This window comes from Ruegeria sp. 6PALISEP08 (assembly GCF_001238295.1).
Classification (GTDB): Bacteria; Pseudomonadota; Alphaproteobacteria; order Rhodobacterales; family Rhodobacteraceae; genus Ruegeria.
Genome location: NZ_LGXZ01000001.1, coordinates 198235 through 217222 on the forward strand (window position 1 = coordinate 198235; position 18988 = coordinate 217222).

General features: G+C 57.1%; 18 protein-coding genes. 8 read left to right on the top strand and 10 right to left on the bottom strand.

Features of this window, described 5'->3' with window-relative positions; translation table 11 throughout:
* The first annotated feature begins 1 nt into the window (after position 1).
* The 3 genes from ALB80_RS01005 (at position 2) to ALB80_RS01015 (ending at position 3034) form a co-directional block, all read left to right on the top strand.
* A complete protein-coding gene (locus ALB80_RS01005; RefSeq protein WP_050602160.1) occupies positions 2-706 on the top strand; it encodes a M50 family metallopeptidase in 705 nt (234 codons plus the stop codon).
* 104 nt (positions 707-810) lie between these two features.
* Positions 811-2211: an amidase gene (locus ALB80_RS01010; RefSeq protein WP_050602161.1), complete on the top strand. Its 1401-nt coding sequence runs from the start codon at positions 811-813 to the stop codon at positions 2209-2211.
* A gap of 25 nt (positions 2212-2236) precedes the next feature.
* A complete protein-coding gene (locus ALB80_RS01015; RefSeq protein ID WP_050602162.1) occupies positions 2237-3034 on the top strand; it encodes a DUF2189 domain-containing protein in 798 nt (265 codons plus the stop codon).
* Here the strand turns inward: ALB80_RS01015 and ALB80_RS01020 are convergent.
* The 4 genes from ALB80_RS01020 to ALB80_RS01035 form a co-directional block, all read right to left on the bottom strand.
* Positions 3031-3750, bottom strand: coding sequence for a helix-turn-helix domain-containing protein (locus ALB80_RS01020; RefSeq protein WP_050602163.1), 720 nt, complete (start codon positions 3748-3750; stop codon positions 3031-3033). The genes ALB80_RS01015 and ALB80_RS01020 overlap by 4 nt on opposite strands.
* 311 nt (positions 3751-4061) lie before the next feature.
* Positions 4062-4622, bottom strand: coding sequence for an acetolactate synthase small subunit (gene ilvN, locus ALB80_RS01025; RefSeq protein ID WP_050602164.1), 561 nt, complete (start codon positions 4620-4622; stop codon positions 4062-4064).
* Positions 4619-5836, bottom strand: a complete 1218-nt coding sequence (locus tag ALB80_RS01030) for a glycosyltransferase family 87 protein (RefSeq protein WP_050602165.1) — start codon at positions 5834-5836, stop codon at positions 4619-4621. The genes ilvN and ALB80_RS01030 overlap by 4 nt, the downstream gene beginning before the upstream one ends.
* Positions 5837-5980: 144 nt before the next feature.
* Positions 5981-7732, bottom strand: a complete 1752-nt coding sequence (locus tag ALB80_RS01035) for an acetolactate synthase 3 large subunit (RefSeq protein ID WP_050602166.1) — start codon at positions 7730-7732, stop codon at positions 5981-5983.
* Between the two features lie 423 nt (positions 7733-8155).
* Between ALB80_RS01035 and ALB80_RS01040 the strand changes: the two genes are divergently transcribed.
* Both ALB80_RS01040 and ALB80_RS01045 read left to right on the top strand, forming a co-directional pair.
* A complete protein-coding gene (locus ALB80_RS01040) occupies positions 8156-9001 on the top strand; it encodes a 2OG-Fe(II) oxygenase (protein ID WP_050602167.1) in 846 nt (281 codons plus the stop codon).
* Between the two features lie 47 nt (positions 9002-9048).
* Positions 9049-9432: a VOC family protein gene (locus ALB80_RS01045; RefSeq protein WP_050602168.1), complete on the top strand. Its 384-nt coding sequence runs from the start codon at positions 9049-9051 to the stop codon at positions 9430-9432.
* Positions 9433-9516: 84 nt separating this feature from the next.
* Here the strand turns inward: ALB80_RS01045 and ALB80_RS01050 are convergent, their stop codons facing one another.
* Both ALB80_RS01050 and ALB80_RS01055 read right to left on the bottom strand, forming a co-directional pair.
* Positions 9517-10164 carry a response regulator transcription factor gene (locus tag ALB80_RS01050; RefSeq protein WP_050602169.1) on the bottom strand — a complete coding sequence of 216 codons (648 nt, stop codon included), beginning with the start codon at positions 10162-10164 and terminating at the stop codon, positions 9517-9519.
* Positions 10161-11594, bottom strand: coding sequence for a cache domain-containing protein (locus ALB80_RS01055; RefSeq protein WP_050602550.1), 1434 nt, complete (start codon positions 11592-11594; stop codon positions 10161-10163). Before ALB80_RS01055 ends, ALB80_RS01050 begins: the two co-directional genes overlap by 4 nt.
* Positions 11595-11838: 244 nt before the next feature.
* Here ALB80_RS01055 and ALB80_RS01060 point away from each other — a divergent pair, with 244 nt between their 5' ends.
* The 3 genes from ALB80_RS01060 to ALB80_RS01070 all read left to right on the top strand — a co-directional run bounded on the left by ALB80_RS01060 (position 11839) and on the right by ALB80_RS01070 (position 16340).
* Complete coding sequence (locus tag ALB80_RS01060) at positions 11839-12921, top strand: TRAP transporter substrate-binding protein (RefSeq protein WP_050602170.1); 1083 nt, start codon at positions 11839-11841, stop codon at positions 12919-12921.
* 120 nt (positions 12922-13041) lie between these two features.
* On the top strand, positions 13042-13968 hold the full coding sequence (locus tag ALB80_RS01065) for a TRAP transporter small permease subunit (protein ID WP_050602171.1): 927 nt from the start codon (positions 13042-13044) through the stop codon (positions 13966-13968).
* Between the two features lie 17 nt (positions 13969-13985).
* Positions 13986-16340, top strand: a complete 2355-nt coding sequence (locus ALB80_RS01070; protein ID WP_050602172.1) for a TRAP transporter large permease subunit — start codon at positions 13986-13988, stop codon at positions 16338-16340.
* Between the two features lie 130 nt (positions 16341-16470).
* Here ALB80_RS01070 and ALB80_RS01075 read toward each other — a convergent pair whose 3' ends face one another.
* From ALB80_RS01075 to ALB80_RS01090, 4 genes are all read right to left on the bottom strand, one after another.
* The gene (locus tag ALB80_RS01075) at positions 16471-16860 is read right to left on the bottom strand and encodes a VOC family protein (RefSeq protein WP_050602173.1); all 390 of its coding nucleotides are present in this window, start codon (positions 16858-16860) and stop codon (positions 16471-16473) included.
* Between the two features lie 7 nt (positions 16861-16867).
* Complete coding sequence (locus tag ALB80_RS01080; RefSeq protein ID WP_050602174.1) at positions 16868-17692, bottom strand: arginyltransferase; 825 nt, start codon at positions 17690-17692, stop codon at positions 16868-16870.
* 75 nt (positions 17693-17767) lie between these two features.
* Positions 17768-18199, bottom strand: a complete 432-nt coding sequence (locus tag ALB80_RS01085) for an RDD family protein (RefSeq protein ID WP_050602175.1) — start codon at positions 18197-18199, stop codon at positions 17768-17770.
* Positions 18200-18263: 64 nt separating this feature from the next.
* Positions 18264-18686, bottom strand: coding sequence for a DUF2852 domain-containing protein (locus ALB80_RS01090; protein WP_050602176.1), 423 nt, complete (start codon positions 18684-18686; stop codon positions 18264-18266).
* Positions 18687-18988: the final 302 nt, after the last annotated feature.

Genomic DNA, 18988 nt, shown 5'->3' on the forward strand with positions numbered 1-18988 from the left:
GGTGCAAGGCCAGAGCGCTTTCCTGAACCTGCTGAAAGGGCACTGGCAGCTTATTCTGATCACTGGTTCGGTCTTTCTTCTTTGGAACACATCGGTTGTGATTCCACTGAAGATTTTGACCGTCTTCCTGCATGAGCTGTCCCACGCCGTGACGATTCTTTTGACCGGTGGATCTGTCGAGAGCTTTTCGATCTCACCACAGCAGGGTGGAATGGTGATCGGCAGGGGCGGCAACCGGTTTCTCAGCCTGTCCGCCGGATATCTTGGATCGCTTGTGCTGGGTATGGTTCTGCTGATCCTTGCTTTGCAGACAAAGGCCGACCGCGCCGTTCTGGCGGTTTTCGGCGGCGTCATGTGTCTGGTGGCCGTGTTGTACATCCGTGATCTGTTTGCACTTGTTTTCTGCGTAGGAACCGGGGCGGCGATGATCGCCACGGCCTGGTATCTGCGCCGCGAGGTCAGCGACCTTGTGCTGCGTGTGATCGGGCTGACCAGCGTGATCTACGTGCCGTTCGATATCTTTGACGATACGATCCGGCGCTCTGGGATGCGGTCAGACGCGTTCATGTTGGCCGAGGAGTTCGGCGGAACCACGATGATGTGGGGCGGGGTATGGTTGGTGTTGAGTGGCATCGCGATCTACTTGTGCCTGCGCTACTGCCTTGGACCCGACAGCAACCTGCATTTTGGTCAGGCAACAAGGTGAAGCTGTCCAGTGGTGCAGTCAGGAAAAGATACATTTAGACAGTGGGTTTAAATGAGCTGAACCGCTCGCTAGGTTGTTGAAGACCAACAACAGAATGGCGTTTTATGGACCTGACCCGGATATCGGCCAAAGAGCTTTTGAAACAGCTGGCAACCCGTCAGGTTTCAGCCACGGATGTGATGCGCGCCACCCTGGATCGCATCGCCAAAGTGAATGGCGAAGTGAACGCTATTGTAGCGCTACGGGAACAGAGCGCGTTGATGGCCGAGGCACAGAAGCGCGACAGCGGCCCAGTCACCGGCCCGCTGCACGGTCTACCTATTGCGGTCAAGGATTTGGTCAATGTAGCAGGTGTGGTCTCGTCTCACGGATCGCCTTTGTTCAAGGGCGTCGTGCCGGACAGTGACGATCTGATTGCCGCCCGGATGCGGAACGCGGGGGCCATTCTGATCGGTAAGACCAACTCGCCGGAATTTGGATTGGGCTCTCACACGTTCAACCCGGTTTATGGCGCGACGCGCAACCCCTATGACGCGGATCATACCTGCGGAGGCTCGTCCGGTGGCGCGGCGGTTGCCTTGGCCACGGGTATGGTAGCGCTGGCAGACGGATCCGACATGATGGGCAGCTTGCGCAATCCGGCGGCCTGGAACAACGTCTATGGCTTTCGCCCAAGCTGGGGCAGGGTGCCATCTGACCCTGTTGGCGATAACTTTCTGCATCAACTGTCCACACTTGGTCCCATGGCGCGCAACCCCGAGGATCTGGGCATCTTGCTCGACGTAATCTCGGGGCCAGACCCGCGCCTGCCTTTGGTCTCTGAAAGTGCTCCGGTGTCTCCGGTGGCTGCGGCGGATATGAAGGGGCTGCGGATCGGTTGGCTTGGGGATTGGGGCGGGGCGTTCCCGACCGAGCCAGGCATTCTCGACCTGTGCAAAGATGCTTTGAACGTGTTTGAAGGGCTTGGTGCTGATGTGCAGGACGTGGATCCGCCCTTCGATGCTGAACAGCTTTGGACCAGTTGGATCACGTTGCGATCCTTCAGCGTTGCGGCAGGGCTGGAGCCTTTGGCCTCACAAAAGGACCATCTGAAAGACACGGCGCAGTGGGAGCTGGATCGCGGTTTGGCGATGCGTGCGATGGAGGTGCAGCACGCCAGTTTAATTCGATCGGACTGGTTCCGGCGCGCAGTGGACCTGTTCAAACAGTTTGACGCATTGGTCCTGCCGTCCACACAGGTCTGGCCCTTCGGGGTCGAGACGCCGTACCCGACCAGTATCGCGGGCCGGGCCATGGATACTTATCACCGATGGATGCACGTCACAGTTCCGGTCAGTCTGATCGGTTTGCCCTGTCTGGCAGCACCTGCGGGGTTCGGTTCAAACGGTCTGCCGATGGGTTTCCAGCTGTTTGGGCCACGGGGCACGGATCAGAAACTACTGTCGGTTGGGGCGGCCTATCACGCCGAAACCAATTGGCCAAACAAGAGACCGGCGATGTCATAACGTCGGACAGGGAGGAGGAGACTACATGGATAAGCCTTTTGGTGTGCCGGAAATGCGACCGGTCGATACAGCCATGCTGCGTACTGCATTGCAGCGCGCGTGGGCTGATTTCCGCCGCGCACCGCTTTTCGGGCTGATCTTTGCGGGCTTTTACGTGCTGGCCGGTTGGGCCATGGCGTGGGTGACTGTGCAGACCGGAACAACCTTCTGGCTGGTGCTGGCGGCCATTGGGTTTCCTTTGATCGGACCCTTCGCAGCGGTCGGGCTTTACGAGGTCTCGCACCGGATTGAGCAGGGTAAGCCCTTGGATATTGGTGCGATCTTTGGGGTGGTGCTGCAGCAAAGCCGCAGGCAGTTACCCTCAATCTGCGCAATCATCGTTGTGATGTTCCTGTTCTGGTTCTTTTTGGGGCACATGATCTTTGCCCTGTTCCTGGGGCTGGCCACGATGACAAATATTTCGACGTCGACCGAAGTGTTCCTGACGCTGAACGGTCTGACCATGCTGGCCGTAGGCACGGCGGTTGGGGCGGTTTTTGCAACCGTCCTTTACATGATCACTGTTCTCTCGATCCCATTGCTGTTGGATCGCGAATTGGATTTTGTCACCGCCATGATCACAAGCTTTTCCTATGTAAAGGAAAACCTGTTCGTGATGCTTGGGTGGGGGGCGCTTATCGCGATTTTGACATTCGTGGCGATGGTGCCCTGGTTTCTGGGGCTGTTCGTGGTTTTGCCTTTGTTGGGCCACGCAAGTTGGCATCTCTACCGGCAGATCACGCAGGGCGATAATCCGCAGACATCCGCAACTGCGACAGGTTAGACCTGCTGTGCAAGATTGTTCGTGGACAGGCGCGCAGCGGCAAATATGGCAGCGGAATCGTGCCCGAGGTACTTGAGAACAACAGGTTCCGGAGAGGACGCCTCGGCTGTATTGATGACCGACCCACGCCATTGAACCGCTGTACCAGTCGGGTCCGGTGAGATCAGATAGACCCGGCTGTTGTGACCGGCCCGCTGGGAGGTCAGCATATAAACGGTGTCGCCGCTACCGGCTGCAATCCCTTGTATCTCACGGGCTTGCGGCGTTGCTTCGGGCATCGCCGCGCGGGACAAATATCCACGTATCAAGGTGCATTGGGGCAATGGTCGGGCGTGCAATAACGTCATGCGATGCTCGTCCGAAGTGCTTTCGATCACCGCATAAAACCCTGGTAAAAAAGCGGATTTTTCAATCGCGTCAGACCCGGACCCCAAAAACTTAGTCAGCGTGGAGGTGGCGGGGTGGTCTTCTAGTTTTTCGATCTCATCCAGTGGTTTCAGAAGGATGCGGGCGTCCACATCGAAAAAACGACAAATCCGATCCAGAACATCTGGCCGGGGAACGCTTTCGCCGGAAAGATACCGATTGAACTGCGTCCGGTTCACGCCAAGCTGACGACACAGGGCCGAGACCGAGCGATGCTGCCGCGCCAAATGACGAAGGTTCGCGCTGAACATATCGCGAAGTTCTTCAGGACTGCGGGTGTCTTCGGTCATGGGCGCCCATGGTTAGTTGTTTTTCCAGATGAAACCATCCGAGCACCACGGCCGAAGCTGGATGCGCGTCGATAAATCGTACAGAATGACCCCAAGCAACGTATCCCCACGTCGCGTTGCGGCACTAAGGTTAATACCCAAAAGCGCAAACGCAATAGGGTTTATCCCATTTTGCGTGATCTTTATCTGGAAAAACTGACCCTATGGTAAAATTAGCGCATAGAGATCGTATGAGTTGAATGCGTGGTGCTATCAACTTCAAGGATGTTCCCGCCTTGGATAAAGGAAAAGCTCCAAGGCGGGAAACGTATTTAATCGCCGCGCAGAAGGGCCGCTACACCGGTCCGTGCCACCTCGACCAGACCCAGCGGGCGCATGAGGTCGGCAAAGGCATCGATCTTGTCGGGCGCGCCGGTGATCTCGAAGATGAACGAGTTCAATGTGCTGTCGACGACGTTGGCGCGGAAGATGTCTGCCAGCCGCAACGCCTCGACCCGTTTGTCGCCTTCTCCCACAACCTTGATGATAGCCAGCTCCCGCTCGACCGAGGGGCCTTCGACGGTCAGGTCATGCACGTCATGCACGGTCACGATCCGGCCCAGCTGAGCTTTGATCTGTTCGATCACCTGCGGTGTCCCGGTGGTGACGATGGTAATGCGGCTCAGGTGTCCGGTGTGGTCAACCTCGGCCACGGTCAGGCTTTCGATGTTGTAGCCGCGGCCAGAGAACAAGCCGATCACACGAGCCAGAACGCCCGGTTCGTTCTCGACCAGAACGGCAATAGTGTGCCGTTCCTGAACGTCCGAAAAGGTAGGCCTTAGATTATAGGCCGAATGGCGGGTTGAGCCCTTTACGATATTTAGCGGTGTCATGGGAAAACCTCATCATGAGCAGAGAGTTCGGATGGTCTTCGCAACTCTGAAATCAAAGCACGAAGGCAGACTAGGCAAGCGAGTATCAGAATGGGGAAGAACAACAGGCGAAGAGAAAAAACCGTGCTGTCTCGAAAGGCATCAAACAGGAAGGCAGGCGTGACGCCGATCCACATAGCTGCCGCCAGAAGGATACCCCACGGTCGCTGTGTCAGGACGCCGGCCCTCAGCAAAAACAGGGCCGCCATTGCAAGCAAAGCCGCTTCGTAGTGCCAAAGATATGGTGTCGACAACAAGATACCCAGAATGAGTACGGCAACCCGCAGATCAAAGCCAACTTTAATGCTGCGCCATGCCAAGAAGACGGCGATTGCAGCCAGAGCAGTTATCAGCCACTGCAGGATCAATGCGAATAACTCGCCGAAACCAAGGCTTGCCAATAAAGAGTATGGGCTCACCATATAAGGGTTCGAACCGATACCGTCCCTGATTTTGTCGGCATGTACGGACATCATTTCCCGCAATTCCAACCAATATTCGGCGCCGAAAACCAGTGTTGCAAAGACGGATATCGCAATGGTCGTGATGACGGCTGAAGCAATTGTTCTCCAGGCTCCGCAAGCAATCAAAGCAACGGGGATCAGCAATCCCAACTGCGGTTTAAGCGTTAGCAAGCCAATGAAAATGCCAGCAAGAACATAGCGATGATCGCGAAGCGCAGCCAGCGCCGCCAAGAGCCCGGCTGTCCAAAGCGCAGCTGTTTGCCCCAAATACAGACTTGGAAGAAGAGCTGGCGGCAGGGCAAAGGCAAACCATACCGGTAGGATGCCACCGGAAAAGGGGCGGACGGCCAGAACCAGCGCCAGAATGGAGATGGCAGAGAAAACCGCCCAGGCTTGGGAAAAAGTCAGAGCGCCCAGCGGTTGCATGGCCAGCAGAAAAGCTGGTGGGTACAACCAGGGACCCCACTCGCCTTCCTTGTACGCCTGGTGGACATCGATCAATCGTTCGACATCAAATGCGGCCAGGGGCTCGCCCAGGTAAGCAAGCCGCCCGGCGGACCAGAAAACTTTGAAATCAAAGTTCAACGCCTGTTTCCCCTCAAGCGACAGCTGGTACCAAGCGGACCCTAGAAAGAACACAAACAAAGCCAGCACAAATGCGGGTGCCAGCGTGCCGACTTGCCAACCACGTTGACCGTTAAAAACAGCCAAGTTCTCCTCTGCGCTCGAGGCACTTGAGGGTATAGACGTGTTTCGGTCACGCATGTTTGTTTCCTTTCGGACTGCGCGCGGCAACGTCAGCGGGGCCAAAAATCGATCTACAGATCGCTTCGACAAACGCCGCCACGAGAACGGTCAAACCAGCACGGCGCCGCCAGCCTGAATCACGCCCTGCGTTTCCGCTTCACCCAGCAGCATCTCGTTATGCGCCTTGCCTGACGGGATCATGGGGAAGCAGTTCTCGTGCTTTTCAACCAGACAATCGAAGATCACCGGACCGTCATAGTTGATCATCTCCATGATCGCATCGTCCAGATCGGCGGGGTCGTTGCACAGGATGCCCTTGGCACCAAAGGCCTCAGCCAGCTTGACGAAATCGGGCAGGGCTTCGGACCAGGAATGCGAATACCGCTCGCCATGCAGCAATTCCTGCCACTGACGCACCATGCCCAGGCGTTCGTTGTTCAGGATGAACTGTTTGACAGGCAGGCGGTACTGAATGGCGGTGCCCATTTCCTGCATGTTCATCAGCCACGACGCCTCACCGGCCACGTTGATGACCAGCGCGTCCGGATGTGCCATCTGCACACCGATAGAGGCCGGGAAGCCATAGCCCATAGTACCCAGACCGCCCGAAGTCATCCAGCGGTTGGGGTCTTCGAAGCCAAGATATTGCGCGGCCCACATCTGGTGCTGACCGACCTCGGTGGTGATGTAACGGTCGTGCTTTTTCGTCAGTTCTTCAAGACGTTGCAGGGCGTATTGCGGTTTGATGGACTTTTCACTGTTGGTGAAGGCCAGACAGTTGATCTTGCGCCATTCCCCAATCTGCGCCTGCCATTGCTTGATGGCCGCCGCATCGGTTTTTCGCCCGCGCGCTTTCCAGACCTTCAGGATGTCTTCCAGCACATGGGCCACGTCACCAACAATCGGGATGTCCACGCGGATCACCTTGTTGATGGACGAGGGATCAATGTCGATATGCGCTTTCTTCGAATTCGGCGAGAATGCATCGATGCGACCGGTGATCCGGTCATCAAACCGTGCGCCGATATTGATCATCAAGTCGCAGTCATGCATCGCCAGGTTGGCCTCATACAGACCATGCATCCCCAGCATCCCCAGCCAGTTCTCACCCGATGCCGGATAGGCGCCCAGGCCCATTAGGGTTGAGGTGATCGGAAAGCCGGTGCCATCCACCAGTTCACGCAGTAACTGGCTGGCCGCAGGGCCCGAATTGATGACGCCGCCGCCGGTGTAGAATACCGGCTTCTTGGCGGTTTCCATCGCGGCGACCAGTTCGGTGATCACTTCCAGATCGCCTTTGACCACGGGCTGATAATGCGACGTCGACGGCTTTGGCGAGGTATACTCGCCATTGGCGAACTGTACGTCCTTGGGGATATCGATCAGCACCGGGCCGGGCCGGCCCGAGGTGGCGACGTGGAAGGCTTCGTGCATGGTTTCGGCCAGCGAATCCGTGTCTTTCACCAGCCAGTTATGCTTGGTGCAGGGTCGGGTGATGCCAACTGTGTCAGCTTCCTGAAACGCGTCCGAACCGATCATGAAGGTCGGAACCTGACCCGTCAGAACAACCAGCGGGATCGAGTCCAGCAGCGCATCGGTCAGGCCGGTGACGGCGTTGGTTGCCCCGGGGCCTGATGTAACAAGTGCTACGCCGGGTTTTCCGGTCGAACGGGCATAGCCCTCGGCAGCATGGATCGCGCCCTGTTCGTGACGCACCAGAATGTGGCGAATGTCATTCTGCAGAAAGATCTCATCATAGATCGGTAGGACGGCGCCACCGGGGTATCCGAATACCGTGTCCACGCCCTGATCCTTGAGGGCCTGAACCACCATCTTTGCGCCGGTCATCTCACGTGTCATCTGCTTTGCTCCGTTCGCGACATGTGTCTTGCGTTCTGCCAAAAAAAAGCCCCCGAGATTTTCGGAGGCGCATGGGTTCGATTATGGTTTTCCGTTACCGGCCCATGCGCGTTTTTCCTACGATTACGACTAGCGTTTTCATCGCCAGAGGCTCCTTCTTTGCGTGCAGGGACATTATGATCGAGGGGAAGGGTCGTCAACAGGCAAAATCGCAAATTTCCTGTCTTGGCGGCGGTATTTTGCGACATTTTATTGCGCAGATTGCCGCATGTTGGGAACTTCTGGGAAAACGCGGTTCGATTTTCTGGTTTTGAGGTTGCGTTTGGGGGTCTGAAAGCGTCAAGGCGATGTCTGAAACTGGCATGATCCACGCAAGTGACTGCGCCACGCTGACCCTGAGGGAACACACGAGGGAGGCGGAAAATGCTGCAAGATTTGTTAGATCTTGGACGTTACCCGATCGATTGCCCAGGCTCGCCAGCTTATGACCGATTGATCGAGGAACTGAGGCAGGAGTTGGAACAAGATGGATGCGCGGTTCTGCCGGGGTTCGTGCATGAAAAAGGCATTGATCTTTTGGTTGAAGAGGCGAACGCAGTCGCGTCCAAGGCACACCGCTCGTTCAGCCGCACAAACGCGTATTTTACCAAGGACGACACGAGGTTTGGCATCGGTCATCCGATCCGCCGGTTCTATGAGCGCTCGAACGCTTTTGTGCCAGCGGACAGTTTCCCCAAGTCCGGCCCCTTGCGGCGGATTTACGAGTTCGAGGATTTTCTGCCTTTTATTCGGGATGCTCTGGATGAGCCTGCGGACCGTTTTTACCGTTACGATGATCCGCTGGCAGATGTGATCGTCAACGTGGTGGAAGAAGGGCAGGGCTTTCCCTGGCATTTCGACACCAACAACTACACGGTGACACTGGCTATTCAGAATGGTGAGGAAGGTGGCGCGTTCGAATACGTTCCCAATCTTCGCACCGCAGAGGATGAGAATTTTGCTCAGGTCGCCTCTGTCTTGGACGGGAACATGACACGCGTTCACCAGTTGAAGCTTCAACCCGGAGATTTGCAGATCTTCAAGGGGCGGTATTCACTCCATCGGGTCGCGCCGGTAACAGGGCAGCGCCGGCGCTATGTCGGGATATTCTCGTTTGTCGAGGCCGAGGGCATGTGTGGCGGAGTCGAGCGAACGCAGCAACTGTATGGGCGGGTGCTGCCGCACCATCATGAACGTGCAGGTCTGCGCAATGACCAATTGCTGGACTAAGAGACCATCGCGGGTAATCTGAAGCTGTTTCCAGTTCGGAGCTTCAGATGCCTGAGATCTTGCAACTCACCCCTTTCGTGCTGTGTTCATCCTTGCAGAACCAGATCGATTTCTACTGTAACCGCTTGGGATTCACCTGTGGATTCAGACAGGACAATTACGCGTTTTTGTCGCTTGGGCCGGTGGCCATACGCTTGTTGGAATGCCCGCCGCGAGAGGATGGAAGGGCGTTGGGCGATGACCAGTCGTTTTACATTGATGTAGACGATATAGACGGCCTTTTTGAAAGCCTGCGGGCCGGGCTGGCCGATTTGCCCGAGGGGCGCGTAAGGCCCCCGTTTGACCAACCTTATTTGCAGCGTGAGTTTCACGTTCTGGATGAAGACGGAACACTTGTGTTCTTTGGTCAGGGTATCAGACCCCGGGCGTGAACACTCCCGCCCATTGTCGCCACGCCTGTGGCGCGTCTCCCCTGGTTGGGCCAGGCAGCGCCACGCGCTGCGTGTGCGCGCAGATCAGAAGCCGACGCCGGTGCCTTGCAGAACGCCGTGTTCCAGCGCATAGCGCGTCAGACCGGCTGTCGAGGAAATGCCCAGTTTGCGCTTGATATTCTTGCGGTGGGTTTCGACCGTACGCACCGAAATCTCAAGTGCCTGAGCGACCTCTTTGTTGGACTTGCCCTGTGCAAGTTCAAGCAGGATCGTCTGTTCGCGCCCGGTGAGTGCCTCGCGCGCGCTATCCCCTTTGGGTTTAAGCGATCCGCTGGCACCAGTGCACAGATATTGCTCACCCCGCATGACGGCGTCGATGGCCTGTTTAATCTCGTCCGTAGGCACATCCTTGAGAACATAGCCTTTTGCGCCGTGGCTGAGAGCCGTAGAAATATATTCCGGACTGTCATGCATCGACAGGATCAGAATGCATGTTGCGGGAAGGCGTTCCAGAATAATCTCCGTTGCGCTGAGACCGCCAAGGCCGGGCATGTTCAGATCCATCAGGATCACGTCGGGGGCCAGATTGACGGCCTGGTCCACTGCAGCCTGACCACTGCCGAGGGTTCCGACCACGTTAATGTCGTCATAACTTTCAAGGATCGACTGAATGCCCTCGGCCACCATCGGGTGGTCGTCAACGATAAGAACTCGGGTTCTGTCGGCGCTCATGTGCCGGCCTTTCGGTTCGGAGTTGCATCTTCCTGCGGCGGAAGAAGGTGGCTCAGTGGCAGGCTGGCCTCGATAACCGTACCGCCACGCGGTCCGCGTGTTGACAGAATCCGTAGGGACCCGTCAAGCTGTTCGATACGTTCCTGCATATTGCGCAGACCGATGCCCGTGGTGGTGGTGCCGGACTCGGTGCGCAACCCACGGCCATTGTCGGTGATCCGCATGGTCGCACCTTTCTTATGCCCGCGCAGGTCTATGATAACATGCGTGGCCCCTGAATGGCGTTCGATATTGGTCAGGGCTTCTTGTGCAATTCGGTAAAGGGCGATCTTGCTGTCCTGATCCAACCTGTTGCGGAACACCACGGTCGAGAATTCTGTCTCGATCCCGGTGCGGTCGCGGAAATCGTCGGTCAGAGCCTTCAGGGCGGGACCAAGACCCAGATCGTCCAGAACGCCGGGGCGCAAGTCGCGGCTGATGCGGCGAACCTCGGTAATGGCGGTGCCAAGGTGATCGATGCCTTTGTCCAGCGGATCGCGCGCGCCTGCACCATCGCCGCGCGACACGCGGCGGCGCGCATTGTCCAACGCATAGCGTACCCCGACCAGGATCTGGCTGATCCCGTCATGCAATTCGCGTGCAACCCGGCCGCGCTCTTCTTCCTGCGCATCAAACACCCGCTGGGTCAGTTCCTTCAGCTTGGCATCGGCCAGCCTGCGTTCGCGAATATTCAGCAACATGCCCGAGGCAAAAACAATGAGTACAGCGGCGACAACGATAGCGCCGATATACATGAAGGTTCGTCGCACACGGGCTTCGACCTCAGCCCGCGCGTTAGCAACCGTTGCGACAATATCGTCGATGAAGACACCAGTGCCCACGACCCAGCGCCAGTCTTGCAGCCCGACGACATAGGCAATCATCTGCGCCTCTTCCCCTGTCGAAGGTTTTTGCCACATGAAACTGTGCCAACCCGCCCCCTGACGGGCGAGGCGGATAAATTCGTCAACGATGGGCGTGCCTTCGCTGTCGGTCAGACCCTCCCAATTCTGGTTGATGAACTGCGTCTGGCGTGGGCTGACCAAGTTGGTGCCGTCATAGTCGTAGACAAAGAAGAACCCATCCTGACCATAGATCATCGCCGAAAGAATCTGGGTGACGAGGTTTTTGGCCACTTCATCATTTGGCTCAGCCCGGCCGTAGATATACGCAAACCCGTTACGCGCCTGCGTGACGTAGTTTCGCAATTCTTCCTTCTTGGCCTCGATCAAGCTGCGTTCCAAAGCCTCGATTTCGCTTTCGGCGGTTTCGCGCGCCTCGTAAGCCACCACCACAGCGATTGCAGCCACGGTGAAGACAAGCGGGATTGCGGCCACCAGCGACAGTTTCTGTGCATAGGTCAGCGAGACCAGATGACGGAGTCTTTGCATAATCGAATCGATACGCAAGCAGCGGCGAAAATGCAAAAGGAATGGCCCGGATCAGGAAAATACCCTGATAGCAGTGGCGTTCGACAGGATATTGCCCAATTTTCTGCGGCTATCCGTAAAAGAATGCGCTTCTCTACGTAGTAGTAGGTATTTCCTTTCACATCTCTGTCATTACGCTGGCCCGCACTGAATGCGACAGGTCCGGCTGTGCCGGATTGTGACTATGAAGGGGAGGAATACTCATATGGATCGTCGTTCATTTCTGAAAAAATCCGCGTTGGGCGGCTCGGCAGCGGCAGCAACCGCTCTGGCGGCACCGGCTTATGCGCAGGGCCAGCGTACCCTGACCATGGTGACCTCATGGGGTCGCGGAGCTGCGGGCGTGTTCGACAGCGCACAGCGTTGTGCCGACAGCATCAATGCCATGTCGGATGGCAGCCTGAATGTCGATATCAAAGCCGCCGGCGAACTGGTTGGCGCGTTCGAAGTATTTGACGCGGTTTCGTCGGGTCAGGCCGACATGTATCACGCGGCTGACTATTACTTTGTGGGTCAGCACCCGGGCTATGCGTTCTTCACCGCTGTACCTTTCGGTATGACTGCGCAGGAGCAGGTGAACTGGTACTACCATGACGGCGGTATGGAACTGCATGATGAACTGGGCGAAATCTTTGGCCTGAAGTCCTTCCTGGCCGGTAACACTGGTGCACAGGCGGGCGGCTGGTTCTCGAAGGAAATCAACGGCCCCGAAGACTTCCAGGGTCTGAAGTTCCGTATGCCGGGTCTCGGTGGTCAGGCGTTGGGTAAACTGGGCGCATCGGTTCAGAACATTCCAGGTTCGGAAGTGTATCAGGCGCTGTCGTCCGGCGCGATCGACGGGACCGAATGGATTGGTCCGTGGGCGGACGAGAAGATGGGCTTCCAGGAAATCACCAAGACGTTCTACACAGCAGGTTTCCACGAACCGGCAGCGGGTCTGTCCCTGGCGACCAACCGCGACGTGTTTGACGAGCTGTCGCCGGCACAGCAGAAGATCATCGAGATCGCAGCTGCCGAAGCGCATCAGTGGAACCTGGCGCAATTCCTTGCCAACAACGGTGCCGCTCTGCAGCGTCTGCAGTCGGGTGGCGTCAAGGTTCTGGAATTCCCGGACAGCGTCTGGGATGCCTTCGGCCAAGCCAGCCAGGAAGTTCTGGACGAAAACATGAGCGATGAGCTGTTCAAGAAAATCCACGACAGCGCTATGTCCTCTATGGCTGCGTCGTCGGCGTGGCTGAACAAATCGTCGGGCGCTTACACCACTCAGCGTGACCGTGTTCGCGGCTAAGCCTTTCTGATCCAAGGAAAACCGGTTCCCCCGCGCGGCGGGGGAACCTTTCCCGTTGCGCTAAGGGGTATGGGCAAGCAACACTAATCCCACGTGCAACTGAGACGACCTGGGGACAAAATGCAGGACGAAAACGGTATCTCGTTCTTCGGCGCCCTGTGGAATGGACTGGTTTGGTTCATTCAGAACATTGCCGAAGCCTTCTATAATTTCGGATACGCCATCACGCATCCGCAGCTCTGGTTGGACTGGTCCGACAAGGCGTCGATCATGCGCTTTGTCTATTACGGCGGTTCGGTCGAGTTCTTCTTTGTGGTGTTCACCTTCTTTCTGGTTCTGACCGCCATCGGGGTCTATTACCGGAACTTCATGTGGGCCATCGTGCGGGGCCTTGAGGGCTTCGCCAACACGACCGGGCGCTTCTTTGCCTGGGCGGGGCTGTTGATGGTGATCCAGCAGATCATCATCGTTTTCATGCAGCGTATCTTCACACGAGCCGACATGGCGTTCGGGTTTGGTATTCCGCTCAGCAAAGACATCAGTTGGTATTCCGAGGAACTGAAGCTTTACAACGCCATGGTCGTTTGTCTGTGCTGCACTTACACATTCGTGCAGGGCGGCCATGTGCGCGTTGACCTTATCTATGCCGGTGTCAGCCATCGCGCCAAACGCGTGATCGACATGCTTGGCGCGGTACTGTTCATGATGCCCATGGCGGTTCTGACCTGGATGTATGGCTGGTACTTCATGTGGCGGCACCTGATCGTGCCAAAACCGTCGGCCAGTGACTCGCTGGATCGACTGGTGACCAAGTCCCGCGCGTTGCGCTGGAACGTGGAAACCATCGGGTTCAGCCCCAATGGCTTTAACGCCTACTTCCTGTTCAAGATCCTTCTGGTGGCCTTTGCGGCCATGGTGTTCCTGCACGCCATTGCTTTCCTGTACCGGTCGTATCTGGAATATGTGGAAGGGCCTGAAAGCACTGGAAAATACCTCGACAAGGACAGCCTTGGTGAGGGTGAAGAAGCCTACGAAGGCGCGCATTAGGGACGGAGAACCAGACAATGCTATTCGGACTTGATGGCGTCGAGATAGGCCTCATTATCGTGTTTTTCTGCCTTTTCGGAGGCATTCTTTCCGGGTTCCCGGTGGCTTTTGCCATCGGTGGGGCCGGGGTCATTTCCTTCGGGATCATCGCAGCGCTCGACAGTGCCGGGCTGTTGATCCATCAGGCAATCGACACCGGGTCGCAAGCCTATAGGGATCTGGTGAATTCAGGTGTCAAAGGGGATGTCATATCCGTGTTCCGATACCCGGACTTGCCAAGGATCGCCGAGCCGGTGTTTGTCTCGGGCTGGGAAACGGCACTGGACCGCAACGTTTCGTTCATCGTGAACCGCATGAACGAGCGCGTACTGGCGGGGCAGTCTATCGAGACACTGCTGGCCGTGCTGATGTTCGTGCTGATGGGTATCACGCTGGAACGCTCGAAGATTGCCAACGATCTGCTGACGACGATGGCGCGCGTGTTTGGACCGCTGCCGGGTGGTCTGGCTGTGTCGATCGTGGTTGTGGGGGCGTTTCTTGCGGCTTCAACCGGTATCGTTGGTGCGACCGTTGTGACCATGGGCCTGTTGGCTCTGCCAACCATGTTGCGGAACAATTATTCGCCAGAACTCGCAACTGGCGTGATCGCGGCTTCGGGCACGCTGGGACAGATCATTCCACCGTCGATCGTGATCGTTCTGCTGGGTACGCTGGCGGGCGATCTGTACTCGACAGCGCAGGAGACGCGGGCTGTTGAGGCAGGGTGTACCGACGCGCTGACCTATCTGGGGGAGCCTGCGGTTGTGTCGGTCGGGACGTTGTTCCAGGCGGCGCTTTTGCCGGGGATCCTGTTGGCGCTGCTCTATGCTCTTTATGCGTTTGGATATGCGCTCCTGAATCCGGACAAGGCGCCTGCCGTTGCAATGTCGGGTGGGTCTGGTGAGCCAATCACCCGGTCTGAAGGTCTGACCTGGCTGCTGGGCGCACCGGTTGCGTTGATTGTCGGAGCCGTTCTGCTGGGAAATGTCGGTGTTATCGGCAGCCAGAATGTCTCGGTCTCGGCCTTCTCGGAAATCGGGCAGGGTGCGTCCCTGCGCACCAACGTGTCGGAAGAATGCAAAGTAGCAATGATCGATCTGCACGGTCAGTCCGCGTGGGATCAGGCCGTGGCCGAGCAGGAAGCCATTGACGCGGCAGGTGGCGCAGCTGAATCGCAGCGCTTGACCGAGGAAGAACTGACCGCAGCCCAGCAGGAAAGGATCGCAGAAGCAGCACCGATTGGAACAGGTGTGGCCGTTGTCGTCCTACTGTTGGGTCTGACCCTGGTTCTGGGCCGTGGGATCGCGCCGTCGCGCGCGCCGCAGCCGTTGATCCTGGGTGCGATTGGTTTGCTGCTGATGTTGCTGGTCGATATCCTGATGATCTCGCCCACCACATCTTCTGGTGCGACATTCGTGTTGCTCGCCTTGCCGTTCGCGTTGGCCATTTATGGCTGTAAGGAAGCTGCCGCACGATGTGCGACCAATGATCTGATCCGAGTGGTTTTTCCGCCGCTGGTTCTGATCATCGCGGTGCTGGGGTCGATCCTGGGCGGCGTGACCAACCCGACACCGGCGGCTGCGTTGGGTGCGGGTGGTGCGATCATGCTGGCGGCGTATCGCAAGCTGCAGGATCAGGGCCGGTCTGGCAAAGTGATTATCTGGTCGACCTTTGCCGTGATGATTGCATTGCTGATGGGGGTCAACTTCGATCTGCGCATCAGTCAGGGCAATGTGCCGTTTGAAACCTGGATCGCCTTCATCATCGCATATGCGTCATACCTGTATGCCCTGTTCGGGCTGCTGTTCGGGTGTTGGGTGCTCTATTCCAGCGGAGTTCTGACTCCGGTGGTGCGTGAGACGGCCAAGGTGACCTCGATGGTGTTCACCATCCTGATCGGGTCGCAGTTGCTGAACCTGGTGGTGATTTCCTTCGGAGGGGAGCACTATATCCAGCAGTTCCTGAAAAGCTTTGACAATGAGTTCACGGTCTTCCTGATCGTGATGCTGGTGCTGTTCATTCTGGGCTTTGTGCTGGATTTCCTCGAGATCATATACATCGTGATTCCCATCGTGGGCCCGGTGATCTATGGCGGATCTTTTGATCCGAAATGGGTGACGATTATGGTGGCGGTGAATCTGCAGACGTCGTTCCTGACGCCACCCTTCGGGTTTGCGCTGTTCTATCTGAGGGGGGTGGCGCCAAAAGAGGTCACGACCGGGCATATCTATCGAGGGATCATACCATTTGTGTTGATCCAGGTGGTCGGCATTGCGATCTTGTGGTTCTTCCCCTCGATTGTCACCATAGTGCCGGATCTGATCCCGAATTGATCCCGGTAAATAAAATGCAAAGGGGGCCGGGTGGCCACCTTTTCTTTTTTGTGTTGGGAAAGGGGCCAGCCCCTTCTTGGCCTGCGGCCAATTCATCGCCGGGATATTTCTGGCCAGATGAATCGGCGGATCAGGTGAATTGGATCAGGTCCCACCGATTGCCGAAGGGGTCGCGCCAGACTGCGACGTTGCCATAGGGCTCAGAGCGGGAGTCTTCTTCGAATGTGACACCCTGCGCCAGCATGTTGGCATGGTCGCGGTGGAAATTATCGGTTTGTAGGAAGAACCCGACGCGGCCACCGGTCTGGTTGCCAATAGCGGCCTCTTGCTCGGGGCCGTCGGCCTTGGCCAGAAGAATGGCGCTGCCCTTCGATCCGGGCGGGGCGACCAGCACCCAGCGTTTGCCGGCGCCCAGGTCGATGTCTTGCAGGAGCTGGAACTTGAGCGTTTCGGTGTAAAATGTGATCGCGGCGTCGTAGTCGGGCACCACAAGGGCAACCGCGTGCAGGTTCTGCTTCATGGCATTGTCAGCCTTTGGTCGGATGGCGGTCGGGCAGCTGGATATTGGCCACTTGTTCGGCAATGGGCGCTGCGGACAACGGGTGATGCGCAGCGTCGGAAAAGGCACTGGGATTGTTGATCTTCTGCCATTGACCTTGAATATAGGCTTCAAGCCCAGAGAACTTAGCTTTGTAGCCCATTTTGGGGCTGCCAGGGACCCAGTAGCCCAGATAGATATAGGGCAGGCCGGCCTCGCGTGCGATGTCGATATGATCCAGGATCATATAGGTGCCCAGCGAGTTCTGGGGCTGGTTCGGGTCATAGAAGGAATAAACCATGCTCAGCCCGTCATCGAGCACATCGGTTAGGCTGACAGCGATCAGGTCGCCTGTTTCCGGGTCTGCATATTCCACCACGCGGCTGCGGATCGGGGTTTCTTCGACCATGGCGGCAAATTCGAACACGTCCATGTCCGCCATACCCCCGTCGGCGTGCCGGGTATCGAGATAACGGCGGAACAGCTCGTATTGTTCGTCCGTGGCCCAGGGCGATGTTGCGCGGCGTAGCAGATACCCGTTGCGCCTGGCCGCGCGCTTCTGGCTTTTGGTGGCGCGGAAGGCCGAGACATCTATTCGGGCGGACAGACAGGCGGCGCAGTCCGTGCAGGAGGGTCGGTAGAGCACATTCTGAGATCGACGAAACCCCTGTTGAGACAGTGAATTGTTCAGCTGTTCCGCGCCTTCGCCTTGAAGGGCTGTGAACAGTTTACGCTCCATCCTGCCGTCGAGATAAGGGCAGGGTTGCGGGGCGGTTACATAAAACTGTGGCGCTATTGGCAGCGTGTGTCGCATGAAGTTCCCATTTAGCCTCGGGACGGATGATAACAATCGTTCCCGAGACCGCCAAGTGATTCACGCAGCTGGTTGTCACGCCCTTTGGTTGATCATGACCGTGCCCAGGAAACTGTCGGTCAGCCCCTGACCGCGGGCGCTGGTCAACATCATGATGATCGAAATGATCTGGATTACAGCAACGGCCATGCTGACGAAGTAGCCAGCAGTGTGCGCGATGGCCTTGCCCATATCCATACGCTCGCCAAATGCATCACGAAGCTCGATCCCCATGAACCGCATTCCAAGCGTGGCGGAGCCGTTGGCGATGGTCACGACGCGGTAGACGAAGCTGGCAACCGCGTAAATCAGAGCCAGAAAGAACAGGCCCAAACCTGCGGTGAGAAGGATTGCGACCGTACAGAGCAGCGAGATGAACGCGACATCGAACAGCCACGCGACAAATCGCTTGGTCGCGACCGAGCTGTAGAATTCGGGTTGGGTCTCCGGGTCAGGCAGGTGGTTCATTCTTCATGTCCGAAATAGGGGTTGAGGCACCCTGACCCGAAACACCGGGTCAGGGCAAGGCTCATCAAGCAGGCGCGCCGTTGCCGTCGTCTTCGTGGTTTTCGCGTGCGCGATCGTCCATGAACTGGTCGAACTCGGCCTTATCCTTGGCTTCGCGCAGGCGGCGCAGGAAAGCCTCGAAATCCTGTTGTTCGCGTTCCAGACGGGCCAGGGTATCGGTCTTGTAGGCGTCAAACGCGCTGTTTCCCGAAGGCTTCATTGCGCTCATGTGGCTGTGCCAGGATTTGCGGCGGCTGCAGGATTTGCTGAACATGCGTTTGCTCCAGATCATGTAGGCCAGAAGGGCAAGGCCAACGGGCCAGAAGAATATGAAACCAAGGACCATGGCGGCGATCCAGGCCCCTTTGCCTTTGTCGTCCAGCCAGGCTTCAATTCGGTAAAGCCATCCCGGATTTGCGGGGACGGCGGGGTCGGAAAGTGCAGTCATGAAAGCTCTCCAGGGTTGATGTAAACTGTTTTCACATTGTCTAGATGGGGGTGCTTTCGGGTGATGCAAGGGGTAATGTGAAAAAGATTTACATTCCGCCATTCGGTTGACGCAGAACATCTCGGATCGCAGGGCGCGGATGTATTGTAGCGCGCCACGGTTTCTTGCAAATTTTGACACGGAAGTTTGCAGCAACTCTAAACTCAGGCTGAAGTGAGCCCACTGCTGCCATTAATCGTGCTTTGGGACTTTGCTCATGCAGCAGGTCGCTAACAGCTGTTACCCGGACACTCGAAAAACAA